This window comes from Lysinibacillus sp. FSL R5-0849 (assembly GCF_038595075.1).
GTDB lineage: Bacteria > Bacillota > Bacilli > Bacillales_A > Planococcaceae > Lysinibacillus > Lysinibacillus fusiformis.
Map to the genome: position 1 here is coordinate 1,681,348 of NZ_CP152004.1, position 16,853 is coordinate 1,698,200.

The following is a 16,853-nucleotide window of genomic DNA, read 5'->3' on the forward strand; positions in this document are numbered from 1 at the left end:
CTCACAAACATTACTATCCTATGTTTGTAGTGGTATCTGACATGCCATTTTATTCAGAAAAAAGTCACCTTCCCATATAGAAAGGTGACAATTTTACATGTATTACATGAATTTGGCGATATGCTCTAGCTCAATACGTGAAGAATTATAGGCAGGGGCTGCTGCTTTACCAATCGCAATTAAAATAACGGGTACGATATGATCCGCTAATTCAAAATGTTTGGTGAAGGCTTCTTTATTGAAGCCGCCCATTGGTACTGTATCATAGCCCATGTCTTTTGCTAAAAGCATGATCTGCATGGAAATGAGTCCAGCATCAAATGTAACGATATTCTTTAAAACCTCCTGAGGAAGCTGAGAATATAAGTTCATTGAATTATTAATCATTAAATCCTTTGTTGCTTCATTAATATAACCAAGATCGAAATTTTTTGTAAAGATCGATTCAGCATTTTCGTACATTTTTGTATCGCCTAGGACAGCAATAACAGCTGAGGAAGTTTCCACTTGCTCTTGATTGTTAGCAATGGCACGTAACTCTTTTTTCATTGCCTCATCTTGAATGACTATAAAGCGCCATGGCTGTAAGTTACTTGAAGATGGTGCAGAAGTGGCTTCTACTAGTAGTTCCTCTAGTTGTTCTTGAGGAATTTTATAATTTTCGTCGTATTTACGAACAGATTTACGGTCATGCATAACTTTATATAAATTGCTTTTTGTCACTGTCATTTATTTTGACTCCTTCATTATAAGATGCGTTTTTACTATACGATAAATGATTTCAAATTCCAAGTAAATTGCTCGAATTAAAGAGTCTTGAATATAGGATTTTTGATGAGGTGGTGATCGCCTAAATGTCATGACGCATCAAGCTCAAAATTTGCAAGAAGCAACAACTGCATTTTTCATGCTTTTGATAGAATAAAATATGTATTGGAACGAAGGATGGGGAATCCTGTGGGAAAAGTGGTAGTTGAGGTCGTGGATAGATGGGATATTTTCTGATGGGAGGGATGTAGCTCGAAACTGTCCAGCCGTAGTGATAATCGCTAAAAAAGACTATAGATCCACTCAACTTTTTTGAGCTTGTCTACAGTCTGAAGGGCAACCCTCACTATCTTAATTTAAATGCCTCCCATTCTATATGGCTAGTAGGAGCGGACGATTTGAAGTGCTTCATCATTTTTTCGGGTCCACATAGATAAATACTTGTATGAGCTGGTATGGTCAGCTGGACAAAAGAAAGTCTGTCCACCTGAGATGTATCTATAAAAGTGACCGTAAATTGCTCATTGGATTGCGCATAGTCCAGTAAAAAATCTTTATAAACAATATTATCTACACCATGAAAGGAATAATATAAATCGATTTTCTTAGTTGGCTTTGTTTGCAAATAGGCGATAAATGGCGTAATGCCAATGCCCCCAGCAATCCAAAGTTGTTGATTGGCTCCTTTGGCAAAGTCAAAATGACCAAAAGGACCATCAATGGCAACAGGGGTATCCACTTGTATTTCATTGTAGACCTGCTTTGTAAAATCGCCGACAGCTTTGATTGTCACCCTAATTGTTACTCCATCCCCACCAGAAATAGAGAAGGGGTGTGGTGCTTTTTCAATGCCTTCCTGAAAGATTTTTAGAAAGAGAAATTGTCCAGGGCGGTAATGAAGTTTTTTCGTGAGGGTTAGCTCTAATTCGATAACATGGGCATTCAATTTTTGAATGTTGGAAATAGTTCCGTTATACGGGAAGAACATATCTTGATACATAGTCATCATATACAGGGCAGACATAAATCCAATGGTTGTCGTAAGAGCTGTGAAAATACCTAATGCTGAAGGCTGTAATAAATCATATTCGCTCGAAAAATAAGTATGGTAAATGCCCAATGTATAAGGAAGCAGCAATAAGCGGTGTAGCCAACGCCAATGCTCATATTTTAAAAATTTTGCTAGGAATGCGAGGGCGATCAGAATAATAAAGCCATATTGTGCGAACTCACCAAGCTCTTTCGCCCATTCACGAAAAGATGTTTGTGGCAGATCTTCATCGGGAACCATTTTTTGCAATTGTCCATGGATAATGATGAACGCAAGTGAAAACATGGCCAAAACTTTATGATAAAAATTTAGGCGCTCTAGCCCATGGAACCAGCGCTCTAATATTTTCATTCTTGTAGAGAAAAGAAACACAAGGAAGAGTCCTGTAATCGCTAAGCCTCCAATAATATGGGCAAGCTTGTTCAGTGGATGAATGGGTGTCAGCGGTGTAGCAAAATACCAAAGGCATGCGCTACTTCCCATCGCCAATATAATAAGTAGTTGTCCTCTATACGCTTTCATAAATAACCTCCATTCTTATTTTTAACCATATATTTTATGGCTATACAATTATTGGATGAAAATATTTTAGATCGTACGTTCGGAATGTATGTTCCCTTTTGGGCATATGTATGTTACATTAAGAAGGTTCGCAAAATGCGTAAGAAGGGTGGAAGTAATTTATGCAAGGGAATACCCATATTGTTGGGGGCATTACAGCAAGTTTAGCCTTTGCACAAATTTCTAATGATAATCCGCTTGTTTTGGTAGGGGCAGGCGTTATCGGTGCATTACTTCCAGATATTTGCCATGGTGGTAGCAAAATCGGAAGGAAGCTTCCCATCATTTCAAAAATGGTTAATTCGTTGTTTGGACATCGTTCCTTTACACATAGTTTACTGTTTTTATTTTTGATGGGGATGCTACTACATACATTTATACCGTATAAATCCATTACAATAGGTATTTTATTAGGGATGGCAAGTCATGTTTTACTGGATATGGGGACCAAAAAGGGTGTTAAACTATTTTTCCCAGTATCCATTTCGGTGCGTCTACCACTTACTACAAAAACAGGTAGTAAAGTTGAAAAAGTAGTGTTTACATTGTTAACAATGCTCTCAGTCTTTTTTAGCTATGAAATTATTGTGCAGCTTCTTGCTACTATTTAAGCAAAGAAACCCCTAAGAGTGTAAGATGCTCCCCATTAGGTAGGCAGACAAAAACATCTGTTTATCTATGGGGAGTATTTTTTTGTAAGCTGCTTTGTTTTTTTTGTGAGTTGAAGCTTTGAAAGTATGCTAAAACAATGGGGGATTGTCCATAATTTTTATGGAGGTTTTTCATTAAAAAATACCTGAAACTAGCGATTGACCTTTGCGTAACGCAAACCTTTATAATAACTTCTGCTCAAAAAGGAACCCCTGTACGAGAAAATTCTCATGCAGGGGTTTTATAGGTTGTGCATCTTATTGGGTTATGCTAGAAATGCAGGCCACTCATCAGTCAGCCTGTACCTCTTCGACCGTTTGTTCAACCTCTGTTCGTGTTATTTTTTCACGACCATCTTGCATGGCTTTCAATGTTTTATGCGCTAATGCAAGTGGTAATCGACAAAATAATAATACGGTGCGTTTATTAATATCTTTCATATAAAGATCAGCTTTTGCGAGATTTTCCTCTGCATAAGCAAATAAGTCCTCGCGTGTCCAGCCGTCAGGAACGAAACTTACGCCACGCTCATCCATATCCTCATGCTGATTGCGTAAAATATTGACAGCCTGGAGACCTCGACCATAGCCAATTGCTAAATCTCGATCTGTTTGAATGTCTGCACCCCACGCCCAAAGCTCAGACAGCATGGTCCCAACAAGCCCTGCTACGTAGTATGTATAATCATCTAAATCCTCGCGTGTATGCACCTGCCAATTAGCTTTAGACCACTTCGCCATACCAAAGGCCATTTCACTTGTAGAGGCTTGGACAATTTTTCGTGATTCCTCAGGGCAGAATGTTAGCCAATCTGCTAAGCGGAGGGTTACCTCAGGTAACTGTGCCGCATAAGGCGCTAACAATTCTTGATACGCCTCATCATTAAATGTGTCCTTTAAAAGGTCACTAGTTGCTGATAATAAATCAAACTTTACATCATTGGAAAGCTGTTCATGATCTTCTATTTCATCAATGGCGCGCATTGCTAAATAGGCAGCTGCTACCGATACCTTTAAATCATTTTTTAAGAAAGTGATAGGTATATAAAAAGTGCGACTTGTGTCTTTTAAAACTTGCATCGCCTCTTTATAAAGTCTTTTTTGATCTTTCACTTGTATTCCTCCGTTCAAATGGTTCCACATCTATAGTATATCGTATCGTAAAAATGGGGAAAGATAAAACAGATTGTTCATGATTATGGAGATATTCTTTGAAAACGGTTACTAAAAATGATATAGTTTAATAGTAAACTATTTAGACATATACTTTTATTGTGGTCTAAAAGTGTCGGTTTATACTAGTACGACAGACAAATTTCAAGTGAGAGGAAGTATAAAGTAATGGGACGTTTAAATAATAAAATCGCAATGATTACAGGTGGAGCATCTGGAATGGGGGCAGCGATGGCAAAATTGTTTGCACAAGAAGGGGCTACAGTCATTGCAGCGGATATTAACGAGGAGAACCTAGCGAAAATTTCAGAGCTAGAAAATGTAGAGGGTATGAAATTAGATGTTTCTTCTGACGAAAACTGGGCAGAAGTGACAAAAGCGATTGTCGAAAAATATGGCCGTATTGATATTTTAATTAACAATGCTGGTATTTCTTCCGAAAAAGGTCCAGATGAAATTACACAAGCGGACTGGACAATCATGCATAATATCAATGCTTTTGGTCCATTCCTTGGCATAAAACATGCAGCTAAATATATGAAGGAAGCAGGAAAGGGCTCAATCGTTAATACATCATCTTACACGGCGATTATTGGTGCAGGCTTCAATGCATATACGGCATCTAAAGGTTCTTTACGTGCGATCGCTCGTGCAGCAGCTTCCGAGCTTGGTGCTTTCAATGTCCGTGTCAATACGGTATTCCCAGGTGTTATTGAAACACCGATGACAGCAAAATTATCGGAAGCAAAAGAAGCTATGGATATGTTAGTAAAAACTACGCCAATGGGACGTCTTGGTCAACCAGAAGAAGTGGCGAATGCAATCTTATTTTTAGCATCCGATGAAGCCTCTTATATTACAGGTGCTGAGTTAGTTATTGATGGTGGTTATTCAGCTCGTTAATTAATAGTAAAGGATAAGAAAGTGGAAATGCCTGTGTTCAAGCAGTGCATTTTCACTTTTTTTGTTTTTTTAGTAGAATGATGTTAAAGTATTATAATTCGTCAAGATCCCGCTGTTGATTAGAAAAATTTTGATAATTTTCGTGTTTTTTTCATGATTGTTTATGAAGTTATTGCACAATCATTTCAACAGCGTTAAAGTTTAGAAAGGGCGAAAATGTCATTACAAGATTTGGGGGACTGTACGAAGCATTATGGTTTCGTATAATAACTAGTTAGTCAGGATTTTGGCACACAAAAAACTCCTTGCAAAATCCTTGACACCAATGAAGGCATGAAACTTAAATAGTTGCCTGACTACTAGCGTAATGGTCATTAGGTAGATGAGATTACGTAATAAACACAAAGGAGAATAGTATGCCAAAGGCTATAGGTATTGATGCAGGTGGCACATTGACAAAGGTTGCTTATTTAGATGAAGACAATGAACTTATTCTAACAACCTTCCCGTCAAATGATTTGCTGTCTGTGAAAAATTGGATTATTGATCATCCAGATATTGAGGATATTGGTGTGACGGGGGGACGTACAGAACAATTACTTGATGTCATTAAAACGATGAAATCGATTCATTATATAGTAGAATTTGAAGCTACATTAAAAGGTGTTCGTTTTTTATTAAATAAAGAAGGCTACTTGTTTGAACGTAGTATGATTACTAATATCGGAACAGGAACTTCTATACATTATATGGAAGATAATACACATATACGCGTTGGTGGGACAGGCGTTGGTGGCGGTACATTAATAGGATTGTCAGCGCTTACAACAGGCATTACAGACTATAATGAAATTCGTGAAATGGCTGCTAACGGTAATCGAGAAAGTATCGATTTATTGGTCAAGGACATTTACCAAGGAATGGACACACCGATTGATGGTCATTTAACTGCTAGTAATTTTGGTAAAGTGGGCATTACACAATCATTGAAGCATCCTGCTGAGGATATTATTGCCACTGTACAGGGACTCGTTGGCGAAGTGATTACAACATTAAGTATTCAATATGCCGAGGAAAAAAATACACAGCATATCGTCTATATTGGATCGACTCTCAGCAATAATGAGCATCTTACCCGCGTAATTGCCAATTATACACGCACGAAAAAGCATACACCTGTCTTTATTAATGATCATGGCTTTTCTGGAGCTGTGGGAGCATTATTGAATATAACGGAATATACAATTGTTTAAAGACAGATAAGAATGAACATGACTAACGGGAGTTAGTGGTGTTCATTTTTTTTTTACAAAAATGCCCGAAAAAAAGACCTCATATAAACGGTAGTACATGAGCAAATTATAGGTAGGAGGTGATATCTGTGGGCAACCGAAATAATAAAAACAGCAAAAAAACAATGAATGCCAGAACGCATAATCCTTTTGGCACCTACAAAAGCAAAGACCTCGATAGAAGTAATAGTAATAATAACAACCCGAATGACAACTTGAATGAGGAGTTCGCGGCAGAATTTGATGCGAAGGCCAAAAATAAAAACAATAAAACGAATCATGATAAAAATCAACAATCCAATAAAAAAAGCTAATTATTATTTGGAGGTGTAAGCAATGGCGAAGAAAAGAAAAACAAGCTTTAAAAAGAAAAAGAAAGAGGATACACATAAAAAGAATGATCGGGAAGAATACTCAGCAGAGTTCAACCAAGTCATTCATAATAATCCTCAACAGCCAAAACAATAAACACTTCAGCTCCATAAGTAAAAGCTTTTGGAGCTCTTATTTTTTACTTGGTTCATCATTCTATACCGTCTAATGAGGAGGGTTTTCTGTGAAAAAAGTGTATGTAATGCTTGGACTTCTGTTTGCCGTGCCATTACATATCCCTGAGATGGTTTTGGCACAGCAAGAAACACCTGCCTATGCGAAGTGGGGAAAGATGGCGGTAGAAGAAGTGAAGGGGAAGTATCCTCATGCCAAGATTGTGGATTATTTACATGAGGGCAAGGAAGTACATGGGGCGTCAACCATTGAAAAATTTAAGCTTTGGCTGAAGCAACCTGACAAAGAATTTGGAGTTCATGTAAGAATTAGCTATCTTACCTCAACGCAAGAAGTAGAAAAAATTGAATTACAGGAAAGCCAGTCATAAAAAAGGGGATGCCTATGTTTAGGCATCCTCAATGCTTATCCCTCTAATTTTTGAATAAATTCACGCATAAGCCCTGGTAAATCTGGCCATGCATGTCCGCTTATTAAGTTTCCATCTGTGTGAAGATTGGCATCAATGTAAGTGGCTCCTGCTATTTGGACTTCAGGCTTGCAGGCAATATAGGCTGTTAGTTCGCGCCCTTTTAGTATATCGGGGATGGTTGCAAAAATTTGTGCTGCGTGACAAACAGCGGCAATCGGTTTATTGGTTTCAAAGAAATGGCTAACAAGTGTTGGTACATGCTCATTTAAACGAATATATTCTGGCGCCCTACCACCTGGAATTATTAAACCATCAAATTGTGATGGATCAACATCTGCAAAAGAAGCATGTGCCTCTAAGCCATAGGCAGGACGTTCAATATACGTATCGACGCCCTCTACAAAGTCATGTAAGACAGTTTGTAATTTCTTTGCGGATGGTGCAGCAATTGTGACATCAAAACCTGCCTCAAGACAACGATAATAAGGATAAAAAATCTCTAAAGCTTCTACTGCATCTCCTGCTAGTATTAAAACCTTTTTCCCCATGATTCCATCTCCTTTTCATTGTGAATCTCCTTGCTTAATTCGACATATGCAAAAAATTTCCTGCAAACATAGAACGACCTTTGCCAAATTAGTTACTTTACAAAGAAAAAAATGAAGCGTATAGTTTATTTAGCTAGGTAAATAATTTTAGGAGGTAGACCAGATGAATCCAATATTCCATGCTTTATTCCAAAAAAGCCGGTATTTAACGAACTGCTTAAATGAAGTTTTGAAGCAGCATCATTTATATAGCTCACAGTGGACCATTTTATATTGTTTACATAAAAACGGGCCTATGACCTTAACGCAAATATGGAAATATTTAAATGTAGAGGCACCAAGCATTACAAGAGCTATCACACGATTAGAAACTTTAGGCTGGGTGGAACGATTAGACGGGGAGGATAAGCGTGAAAAAATTGTAACCTTAACTGCACAGGCCAATGAGCGCTTACCAGCCATTACAGAAACGATTTTAGCGTTTGAGGAAGAAATGGTAGGATCACTGACGGCTGAGGAACAGCAGCAGTTTATGATATTACTGGAAAAAATGAAAGGTTGATTGACATGCAGCAAGAGGAAAATACACAAATATGGACAAAGCGGTTCATTAGTCTCTTTTTAACAAATATCTCAGTCTTTTTTGTTTTCTATGGGCTAGTTACGACTTTGCCGCTTTATGCCATCGGTGAACTACACCAAACGGATAAGGAAGCTGGCTTATTATTGTCAGGTTTTTTACTTTCAGCGATTATTGTGCGTCCATTTTCAGGTAAATTATTAGATGTGTTTGGAAAAAAAAAATTGCTAGTGCTATCCATAGCCGGCTATTTTATTTGTACTGTTTTATATTTATTCATACATCCATTTGGACTTTTACTTGGTCTTCGTTTTATTCAGGGGATTTTCTTTAGTATTATTACAACAGCCGCAGGATCATTAGCTGCAGATATTGTACCAGCTAAGCGAAAAGGGGCAGGCTTAGGGTATTTCACGATGTCTACCAATCTAGCTGTTGTCATTGGGCCATTTATCGGCCTCTTATTAATTCAATATAGCACTTTTAACGTGTTATTTATTATCATGAGTATTTGTATATTAGCTGGGGGCATTTTAGCATTAACGGTTAATACCGACGATTTACCGCAGCCAACACATAAAGGGAAATTAACGTTCACCTTCCACGATTTATTTGAGCGTAAGGCTTTGCCCGTTGCAGCCATCGCTAGTTTAGTAGCTTTTTCCTATGCAAGTGTTTTATCATTTTTATCGGTTTATGCACAGCAGAAAGATTTAATGGCGGTTGCCAGTCTTTTTTATGCCGTGTTTGCAGCAGCTATGTTAATTACACGTCCATATACAGGTAAAATTTATGATACAAAGGGGCCTCAATTTGTCATACTTCCTGGTATTATCTCTTTTGCTATCGGACTTATCATGTTAGCCTTCGTTGAAGGACCTATCTTATTTTTGAGTGCAGCTATTTTTGTAGGCTTTGGCTACGGAGCAGTAACAACTAGCTTACAAGCTTTAGCCGTTCAATCAACAGCCATCCAACGAAGCGGTTACGCAACAGCAACCTATTTCACGATGTTTGATCTTGGAATTGCCCTAGGTTCTTATATATTAGGAATGGTAGCCGTACAGGCAGGGTATGCTTCTGTTTACTTATCAGGAGCCGGATTATTAGGAGTGGTCTTTATCATTTATCTCCTACGTCTTGCAAAGATAAAGCCGAAAAAAGTAGTGAATATATAGTAAAACAGTTGGGACACACCCAACTGTTTTTTGCTTTTATTATAAACGACCATAGCCAACGAAATGTTTTTTCCAATAGGCGTTATTTATATTAGCAATAGTAACGCCTCCATTACTAGCATTGATCATTTGATTATTGCCAATATAGATGCCGGCATGAGAAATTCCTGCTTTATATGTATTAGCAAAAAACACGATATCTCCGACTTGAGGTGAACTTACTTTTTTAGCGGACTGATAAAATCCAGCTGCCGTTTTACGTGGTGTTGACTTACCAGCTTGATTAAAGACATAGGTGATATAGCCTGAGCAGTCAAAGCCTGTGCTCGGTTTTACCCCACCAAATGTATATTTGACACCTAATTGTTGCTTGGCGACCTGAAGTAATTTGGACGACGCGTTCGGTGTGGTAGACAGTTGTTGATGGATCGTTAATTTTTGTCCAACATAAATATTGGAAGACGATAAATGATTTAAGTTCATCAATGTTTGATAGGATACACCGTGATGATTGGCAATCTTCCATAAGGAATCACCAGATTGAACGGTATAGGTCGCAGCTGATGCTGATTCTACTGTTGAAAAAAGTACGGATGCGCTTAATGCCAATGCCGCTAATTTCATGCCCCATCTATACTTTTTACTGCTCTTCATGCTTTCTTTCCTCCTATAATGTTAAAATTTAATACGAAATTGATTTTAACATCATATTATTACAGTTAGATGTCAATAAAATAACAATACAAAGACTTTTTACAATGGGATGAACATGGTTTTTTTCTGATGATTTAGGGCTAGATGGGGGGAGACAATGACCTGCTGAAGTTTGATCTAATCGGAGAACAAATGGTTTAAATAAGAAGGGAGAAAACCAAATAACCAGATACTCAAATGAGTACCTGGTTTGATTTTATTCTAATCCTAATTGAGTTTTGTTCATTAATTTACCACCTTGAAACATTAACGAGGCATTGGCACCTAAGGATTTACCATTATAAGTATACATAACGATATCCCCTGATTCAGAAAGAACCGCACCTTCGCCACCAAGGATATCGAATACTTGTTCTTTTGTCATTCCATTTTCTAGCTTGTTAAATTGGTCAAGAGTAATTTGGATATCAGACGTTTCAACACCGAATTGTGCTTTATTGATTAACTTACCACCTTGGAACATCATTGTAGAAGATGACATGACGCCATCTGTTTCAAATTCGTACATAACAGTGTGGTGAGGTTCACCAGCTGAGCCTGTTTCAGACATAATATTGCCCTCGGCACCAACAATTTTTACAACTTCTTCGTATGTCATGCCATCTTTAATTTGTTTGAATTTTTCTTCTGTCAATTTACCTTCTTCTTTTGCAGCTGGTGCGGATGCTTCTTGTTTAGAATCATTTGTTGATTCATCCTTTGTAGCGGTCTCTCCACATCCAGCTAAGCCAAGACTTAATAATAGTGCCGTGCTAAAAATGAGTTTTTTCTTCATAATGAATTCCCCTTTAATTAAAAGTATTATTAAATTGTATCAATAATGGAAGGTATTGTCATTATGTAAAAAACAACCTATTTTTATCTAGCATATCAGGGTTAATTAATATTTTTCTTTAGGCACAATGGAGGTTTCAATTCCATTATTCCATGTTCTGAATAGCATGATGGCAAGACATAAAGCAATGATTACTGCACCCAATCCTACCCAATTCAAATTTAGGACGGAGGTATGGCTGATGACAAGCCCGCCTAATCCAGAGCCTAGCGCAAAACCAAATTGAATAAAGGACGTATTGATGCTTAGGGCAATATCTGGATTTCGAGGTACCAAGGTGACCAAAAATAACTGCTGAGCAGGGGAAATACTCCATGTTGCTAGCATGAATATCATGAGAACTAAGATCAACACAAAGAGATGGAAGCCCGCTAGCGTGAATAAAAGTAAGGTTACTCCCTGTAAGAACAGTCCAAAATAAAGGGTGAATTTCGAACCTTTTGTATCTGCTAATTGTCCGCCCATTCTTGATCCCATGAAGCTACAAATTCCTGCTAGAAATAGAATGCCACTAATTTCAGTTATGGAAAGGGTGGATGTGGCTTGCAAGAAGGGCGTAATATACGTGAATAGAGTAGCGTATCCACCGATATAAAATATAGTAATAGCCAGGGCAGTGAGAATTTTTGGGTCTTTTAAAATAGAGAGCTGCATTCTAAGGGTAACAGTTTCTTCTTCTTTGATTGCTGGAACCCTTTTATAAACAGTTAGCAATGGGAGAATCGTTAATAAACCGATCAAAATAAACAAAACTCTCCATCCAAACATTTCACTAAAAAAGGTACCGATCGGAACACCAAGCACGAGTGAGCTACTTAGACCCATCAAAATAATCCCGATTGCACGGCCTCTTTTTTCTTTTTCAACTAGTCGTGTAGCTACTGCCATGGCTACCACTGTAGCAATTCCTCCGCTAACCCCTTGCATAATTCGTATCCACAGTGCTGCTTCATAAGCAGGACTTATAAACATTAGTACGTTGCTGACAATAAACACACCTATAGTTATAATGAGTAACTTTTTACGGTCCATATTGATTGTGAGGGCGATTAGAATCGGAGCGATAATGGCCGCAGCGAGGGCAAATACAGTCACCAATAACCCAGCTTCAGAAACGGTTACTCCAAAGTCCACGGCAATCATTTCAATTACTCCTGTAATAATGTACTCAACAGTTCCGATTAGAAAAACAACAAATGCTAAAATATAGATAATCATATTATTTTTCAACTCAATTCCCTCCGCCTTTTTAATTTCTCTCTATAATGGGAATTTGTATTTCCATTAATTGTGCATTCTGTGACGTAGATAACGGTAAATATATTTCCCTACCAGGTTCGTTTTCTTTAATCTGATAGTTGTTTTTTTCAATCCATTTAGCTAAATCTACACAGGCTGTACTAGCAAAATGAGAATCCGAGCGAAAGGTCATGGTTGCCATCATCGGCTCAGAGGGAAGTGTTCGTAATTGAAATGTATCTGGATACGATGGAAGCTCCCGGCTTAAAAAATAACCGACTTCAAATTCGAACTCATCTTCTGGGTCCTCTATTTCTTTCCATAAAACGACCTGAGGACTTTGAGTCAATTGGCGAGTTTCCTTTAGTAATATGTGATTAAATGTCCGAAATAGATCCGGAATGTCTTCTTCTCTTCCGTGCGCCTTCAAAGAAAGGAACTGCTGGGTATCTTCAGCCTTGATCCTGATTTCTTGTACGGTTTCTACTTGCCCCTCACTTTCTAAAAGCTGCATACGTTCCTCAATCCGAGCAAGCTTGGCTTGTTCCATATCAATAATGCGTTGGATTTCACTTTTTTTTAGCTTAAACATCCCTTGAATATCCTTGAATGTAATATCCTCATGGAGCAAATGAATGATTTGTGGCAAAGTGAATCCTAATTCCTTATAAATAAAAATACGATTGATTTCAAGTAGCTGGTCTGCCGAATAGTAACGATAGCCGGTTTCATGATCCACCTTTCTTGGCTTTAATAGACCAATCTGATCATAGTAGCGCAATGTTTTTAAGGATACTTTGCTTAGCCTAGAAAACACACTAATTTTAAACAAAATATCACCTCCAATCTCTATCATAATGGAAGTATATAGTTTCCCGTGCAGGGGAAAGTCAAGAGCAAAATAATTTTTATTCAAGCAGGAACATTTTTAGGTTTTGATCTATAAATTCAGAATCTGGCTCATGCTGTCCAATCCCTGCACAATGTCCCCATTTCGATTCGATAGGGAGGAAGCGGGCATTTGGCATATGTAGTGCATCATAGTTATTATTCTCTGGAGGAAAGAAAAGATCTGTACTTCCTGGCATGACCAATGCACGAGCTGTAATCTTGCTTAATGCAAGCTCGAAATCGCCATCATACGTCGCATTGGCACTGATATTCCCAGTAATGCCAGTACGTAGCATGGAGATTAGATCATTGGCGTCAAAGCTTAAAAACACTTGATCCCAGTAATCTACGAGATATTCCTCCAGCGTTTCATAGCCTTCTTGCTGATAGAGCTGTTCTAAATAATAAGCCTGTGAGAAGCCCCAAGCTGCATAGACGCGTCCCATGGCAGCTAATCCCACTTTAGGTTGCTCGGTGTAAAAACCATTTTTCCAGCTAGAATCAGCTTGAAGGGCAGCAATCATACCTTCAAATACAATCCTGGCATGGGGTCTGGTCATGGCAGTCCCTCCGAAAGGAGCGATTCGTTCGACCATATCAGGGTAGCTTGCTCCCCACTGAAAGGTTTGTACAGCCCCTAGCGACCAGCCGACTACGAGTGCTATTTTGGTAATACCAAACTTTTGAGTAACCAATTGGTGCTGTAGTCGCACATTATCATAAATCGAAATGAGAGGGAAATTTGCTTGATGATAGGGTGCTGGTGTATTACTTGGAGAAGAGGATAATCCATTGCCAAGCATATTCGGTATGATGATAAAATACTTCTCTGGGTCCAGTGCCTTACCAGTTCCGATTAACCATTCATTATCGGTATGCAAACCTGCAAACCATGTGGGATAAACAATAACATTATTCTTTTCTGCATTGAGTGTCCCATATGTTTTATAGGCGAGAACTGCATTTGGCAGTATGTCACCTGATTGTAGCTGAATGTCTCCCAGTTCATAAAGTTCATAATCTCTCATGTGAAAAACTCCCTTTCGTAATTAAAGATGGATTAAATGGCCTTTCTTGTCATTACTCTACGAGAATGCTATTGTTAAGTCAAAGAAACGTTTTTGAATAAAACGTTCATTTTTTTTGAATTACGGGGTGAAATTTACTATGGAATTGCGTCAATTAAAGACCTTTTATACACTTGCTTCGACCCTCAGTTTTAGCCGTACTGCCGAAGTGCAAAACTATGTTCCATCAACGGTTACGATGCAAATGAAGGCATTAGAAGAAGAACTCGGTGTTAAGCTGGTGGATAGATTAGGGAAAAAAGTAATTCTGACCGATGCCGGTAGACGTTTTCTAGATTATGTAGTCCGTATATTGGATGAAATTGAAGAAGCAGAGCATGCCGTTAAGCAATCGGGCGAAATGACGGGGACGTTGGTCATTAGCGCAGATGAAACGTTGTGCACGTACCGTCTGCCTGCTGTTTTGCGTCTGTTTCGCTTACGTTATCCAGGAATTCGGCTCATATTTCGGCCGTTGTCTCATTCGAATTTAAAACAGAGTTTGCGAGAAGGGGACGCGGACATTATTTTTATGCTCGATGAGGACAAAAAAGAGATGGGCTTTTGCGGAGAAAAAATGCAGGATGAGCCCTTTTATATTTTGGTAGCTCCCGATCATCCTTTAGCTTCACGTACTGAATTGGACATTGAAGATTTTAATGGGGAGACCTTTTTGCTGACGGAAAAGGGGTGTTCCTATCGCACATTTTTTGAACGGAGTCTTTCACAAAAGGGTATGGGCGGAATTACCGAATTGGAATTTAACAGTGCGGAGGCCATTAAACAATGTGCGAAAATCGGAATGGGCATCGCGATCTTACCTGAAATGGCTGTGACAGCAGAATTGAGTAGGGGGGAGCTGGTCTCGTTGCCATGGGATATGACAGCCACATCGTTTGCCACCCAAATGTTTTGGCATGAAGAAAAGTGGATTTCGCCTGCCATCCATGCTTTTTTAAATTTGGCACGAGACAGCTTTGTGAATAATAAATAAAAAGGGAGAGCAGTTACGTCTGCTCGCCTTTTAGTTTAGGTTCTTTTGTAAAAATGCCTTTGTCCGTTCGTTTTGTGGGTTCGTAAAGAAGTTTTCCGGGTGGTCGGATTCGATAATTTGTCCATCATCCATAAAGACAACCTTATTGGCTACTTCTCGCGCAAAGCCCATTTCATGTGTAACGACAATCATCGTCATATGGTCTTCAGCTAAGCTTTTCATGACCTTTAATACTTCTCCTGTCAGCTCTGGATCTAAGGCAGACGTTGGCTCATCAAATAATAAAATTTGAGGGTTCATCATTAAAGCACGGGCAATTGCAACTCGTTGCTTTTGACCACCGGATAGATTAGCTGGATAGGCGTTTGCCTTCTCGGAAAGTCCAATTTTTTTCAATAAATCTAGACAACGGCTCGAAATGGCTTCAGCTGATTCTTGTTTTAATAAGAGAGGGGCCATTTCAAGGTTTTGCTGGACTGTTAAGTGGGGGAATAGGTTAAAATGTTGAAAGACCATCCCCATTTTAGCTGTCAGGTTTTTGATTTCCTGAGGCTTGGCATAAACGCCGTCCTGCACAAGATAATCACCATCTACTAAAATGCTACCACCATCAATTTCTTCTAAATGAATTAAGCTTCGAAGCATTGTACTTTTACCAGATCCAGAGGGACCAATCACCGCAATGACATCGTTCTTCTCCACTGAAAATGAAATTTGTTTAAGAACCTCCACTTGATTGAAAGATTTCTTTAAGTTTGTTACTGCCATCAATGCCATATAGATCACCTCTATTCAAATATAAAACGTTTTTCTAGCCATTTAAAGAATACGGTCAAGATCAGCGTCATGATTAAATAAATAGCACCAGCAATAAAGAAAGGCACAATCGTAAAGTCACGATTGACGGCTGTTTGTGCAAAATGTAGCAATTCTGGAACAGCTACAGCATAGAGCAGGGCTGTGTCCTTAATTAGCGTAACCGATTCATTCGATAAAGCTGGTAATGCTACGCGAAACATTTGTGGCAAAATGACACGTGTTGTTGTTTGCCATTTTGATAAACCGAGTACTTGTGCTGCCTCATATTGTCCTTTATCGATGGCGAGTAAACCACCACGAAAAATTTCAGCAAAGTAGGCAGCGTAATTTAAAATAAAGCCAAGACATGCGGCTACAAAACGATCCAATACTAAATATTCACCGATTACTGGCAGCATAGGTAGACCAAAGCAAATTAATAATAATTGTAGTAATAGTGGCGTACCACGCATGATATAAATATACGTATGTGCAAGCCAAGAAAGTGGTTTAATACGACTTTTCACTGCGAGTGTTAGTAAAAAGCCAAATGGAATCGATATAAGAATGGCGATGAAAAACAGTATAACTGTCATTTTCGCGCCTTCTAGCATCGGCCATATCATAGTTTGCCAGTAATCTGCCATAGTGATGTCCCTCCAAAAAGAGTAAGAGTTTCGCAGAGGAAACTC

General features: G+C 38.6%; 20 protein-coding genes. 9 read left to right on the forward strand and 11 right to left on the reverse strand.

Translation table 11 applies throughout. The features are described 5' to 3' along the window. Positions 1 to 102 precede the first annotated feature (102 nt). The gene (locus tag MKY80_RS07940) at positions 103 to 729 is read right to left on the reverse strand and encodes a nitroreductase family protein (protein WP_089985068.1); all 627 of its coding nucleotides are present in this window, start codon (positions 727 to 729) and stop codon (positions 103 to 105) included. A gap of 385 nt (positions 730 to 1,114) precedes the next feature. After that, complete coding sequence (locus MKY80_RS07945; protein ID WP_239354446.1) at positions 1,115 to 2,341, reverse strand: ferric reductase-like transmembrane domain-containing protein; 1,227 nt, start codon at positions 2,339 to 2,341, stop codon at positions 1,115 to 1,117. Positions 2,342 to 2,502: 161 nt separating this feature from the next. On the opposite strand from MKY80_RS07945, the gene MKY80_RS07950 reads away from it, so the two are divergent. Further along, entirely contained in the window at positions 2,503 to 2,991 is a 489-nt protein-coding gene (locus MKY80_RS07950; RefSeq protein WP_008181459.1) for a metal-dependent hydrolase, read from the forward strand. A gap of 330 nt (positions 2,992 to 3,321) precedes the next feature. Here the strand turns inward: MKY80_RS07950 and MKY80_RS07955 are convergent, their stop codons facing one another. Beyond that, complete coding sequence (locus MKY80_RS07955) at positions 3,322 to 4,143, reverse strand: squalene/phytoene synthase family protein (RefSeq protein WP_089985064.1); 822 nt, start codon at positions 4,141 to 4,143, stop codon at positions 3,322 to 3,324. Between the two features lie 228 nt (positions 4,144 to 4,371). Between MKY80_RS07955 and MKY80_RS07960 the strand changes: the two genes are divergently transcribed. The 5 genes from MKY80_RS07960 (at position 4,372) to MKY80_RS07980 (ending at position 7,275) form a co-directional block, all read left to right on the forward strand. Next, on the forward strand, positions 4,372 to 5,106 hold the full coding sequence (locus tag MKY80_RS07960; RefSeq protein WP_008181884.1) for an SDR family oxidoreductase: 735 nt from the start codon (positions 4,372 to 4,374) through the stop codon (positions 5,104 to 5,106). Positions 5,107 to 5,522: 416 nt separating this feature from the next. After that, entirely contained in the window at positions 5,523 to 6,359 is an 837-nt protein-coding gene (gene coaW / locus MKY80_RS07965) for a type II pantothenate kinase (protein ID WP_089985063.1), read from the forward strand. A gap of 128 nt (positions 6,360 to 6,487) precedes the next feature. Then, entirely contained in the window at positions 6,488 to 6,712 is a 225-nt protein-coding gene (locus MKY80_RS07970) for a hypothetical protein (protein ID WP_025115069.1), read from the forward strand. A gap of 22 nt (positions 6,713 to 6,734) precedes the next feature. Next, on the forward strand, positions 6,735 to 6,866 hold the full coding sequence (locus MKY80_RS07975; RefSeq protein WP_004269370.1) for a hypothetical protein: 132 nt from the start codon (positions 6,735 to 6,737) through the stop codon (positions 6,864 to 6,866). Between the two features lie 88 nt (positions 6,867 to 6,954). Further along, a complete protein-coding gene (locus MKY80_RS07980; protein WP_008181862.1) occupies positions 6,955 to 7,275 on the forward strand; it encodes a DUF3889 domain-containing protein in 321 nt (106 codons plus the stop codon). A gap of 35 nt (positions 7,276 to 7,310) precedes the next feature. Here the strand turns inward: MKY80_RS07980 and MKY80_RS07985 are convergent, their stop codons facing one another. Continuing rightward, positions 7,311 to 7,865 (reverse strand): DJ-1/PfpI family protein, encoded by a 555-nt coding sequence (locus MKY80_RS07985; protein WP_089985061.1) that lies wholly within the window; start codon positions 7,863 to 7,865, stop codon positions 7,311 to 7,313. 163 nt (positions 7,866 to 8,028) lie between these two features. Between MKY80_RS07985 and MKY80_RS07990 the strand changes: the two genes are divergently transcribed. After that, entirely contained in the window at positions 8,029 to 8,427 is a 399-nt protein-coding gene (locus MKY80_RS07990; protein WP_008181866.1) for a MarR family transcriptional regulator, read from the forward strand. Positions 8,428 to 8,432: 5 nt separating this feature from the next. Continuing rightward, entirely contained in the window at positions 8,433 to 9,623 is a 1,191-nt protein-coding gene (locus MKY80_RS07995; RefSeq protein ID WP_342532477.1) for an MFS transporter, read from the forward strand. A gap of 39 nt (positions 9,624 to 9,662) precedes the next feature. Here MKY80_RS07995 and MKY80_RS08000 read toward each other — a convergent pair whose 3' ends face one another. The 5 genes from MKY80_RS08000 to MKY80_RS08020 form a co-directional block, all read right to left on the reverse strand. Then, entirely contained in the window at positions 9,663 to 10,277 is a 615-nt protein-coding gene (locus tag MKY80_RS08000) for an NlpC/P60 family protein (protein ID WP_239354449.1), read from the reverse strand. Positions 10,278 to 10,533: 256 nt separating this feature from the next. Next, positions 10,534 to 11,112, reverse strand: a complete 579-nt coding sequence (locus MKY80_RS08005) for a DUF3862 domain-containing protein (protein ID WP_008181814.1) — start codon at positions 11,110 to 11,112, stop codon at positions 10,534 to 10,536. A gap of 105 nt (positions 11,113 to 11,217) precedes the next feature. Beyond that, positions 11,218 to 12,402 (reverse strand): MFS transporter, encoded by a 1,185-nt coding sequence (locus MKY80_RS08010; protein ID WP_342532478.1) that lies wholly within the window; start codon positions 12,400 to 12,402, stop codon positions 11,218 to 11,220. Positions 12,403 to 12,421: 19 nt separating this feature from the next. Then, a complete protein-coding gene (locus tag MKY80_RS08015) occupies positions 12,422 to 13,243 on the reverse strand; it encodes a MerR family transcriptional regulator (protein WP_043990832.1) in 822 nt (273 codons plus the stop codon). A gap of 76 nt (positions 13,244 to 13,319) precedes the next feature. Then, positions 13,320 to 14,330 (reverse strand): alpha/beta fold hydrolase, encoded by a 1,011-nt coding sequence (locus MKY80_RS08020; RefSeq protein ID WP_239354450.1) that lies wholly within the window; start codon positions 14,328 to 14,330, stop codon positions 13,320 to 13,322. 139 nt (positions 14,331 to 14,469) lie between these two features. Between MKY80_RS08020 and MKY80_RS08025 the strand changes: the two genes are divergently transcribed. After that, positions 14,470 to 15,363: a LysR family transcriptional regulator gene (locus MKY80_RS08025; protein WP_342532481.1), complete on the forward strand. Its 894-nt coding sequence runs from the start codon at positions 14,470 to 14,472 to the stop codon at positions 15,361 to 15,363. Between the two features lie 30 nt (positions 15,364 to 15,393). Here the strand turns inward: MKY80_RS08025 and MKY80_RS08030 are convergent, their stop codons facing one another. Both MKY80_RS08030 and MKY80_RS08035 read right to left on the reverse strand, forming a co-directional pair. After that, a complete protein-coding gene (locus MKY80_RS08030) occupies positions 15,394 to 16,140 on the reverse strand; it encodes an amino acid ABC transporter ATP-binding protein (RefSeq protein WP_342532482.1) in 747 nt (248 codons plus the stop codon). An 11-nt stretch (positions 16,141 to 16,151) separates the two neighbouring features. Further along, positions 16,152 to 16,808, reverse strand: coding sequence for an amino acid ABC transporter permease (locus MKY80_RS08035; RefSeq protein ID WP_089985054.1), 657 nt, complete (start codon positions 16,806 to 16,808; stop codon positions 16,152 to 16,154). Positions 16,809 to 16,853 lie beyond the last annotated feature (45 nt).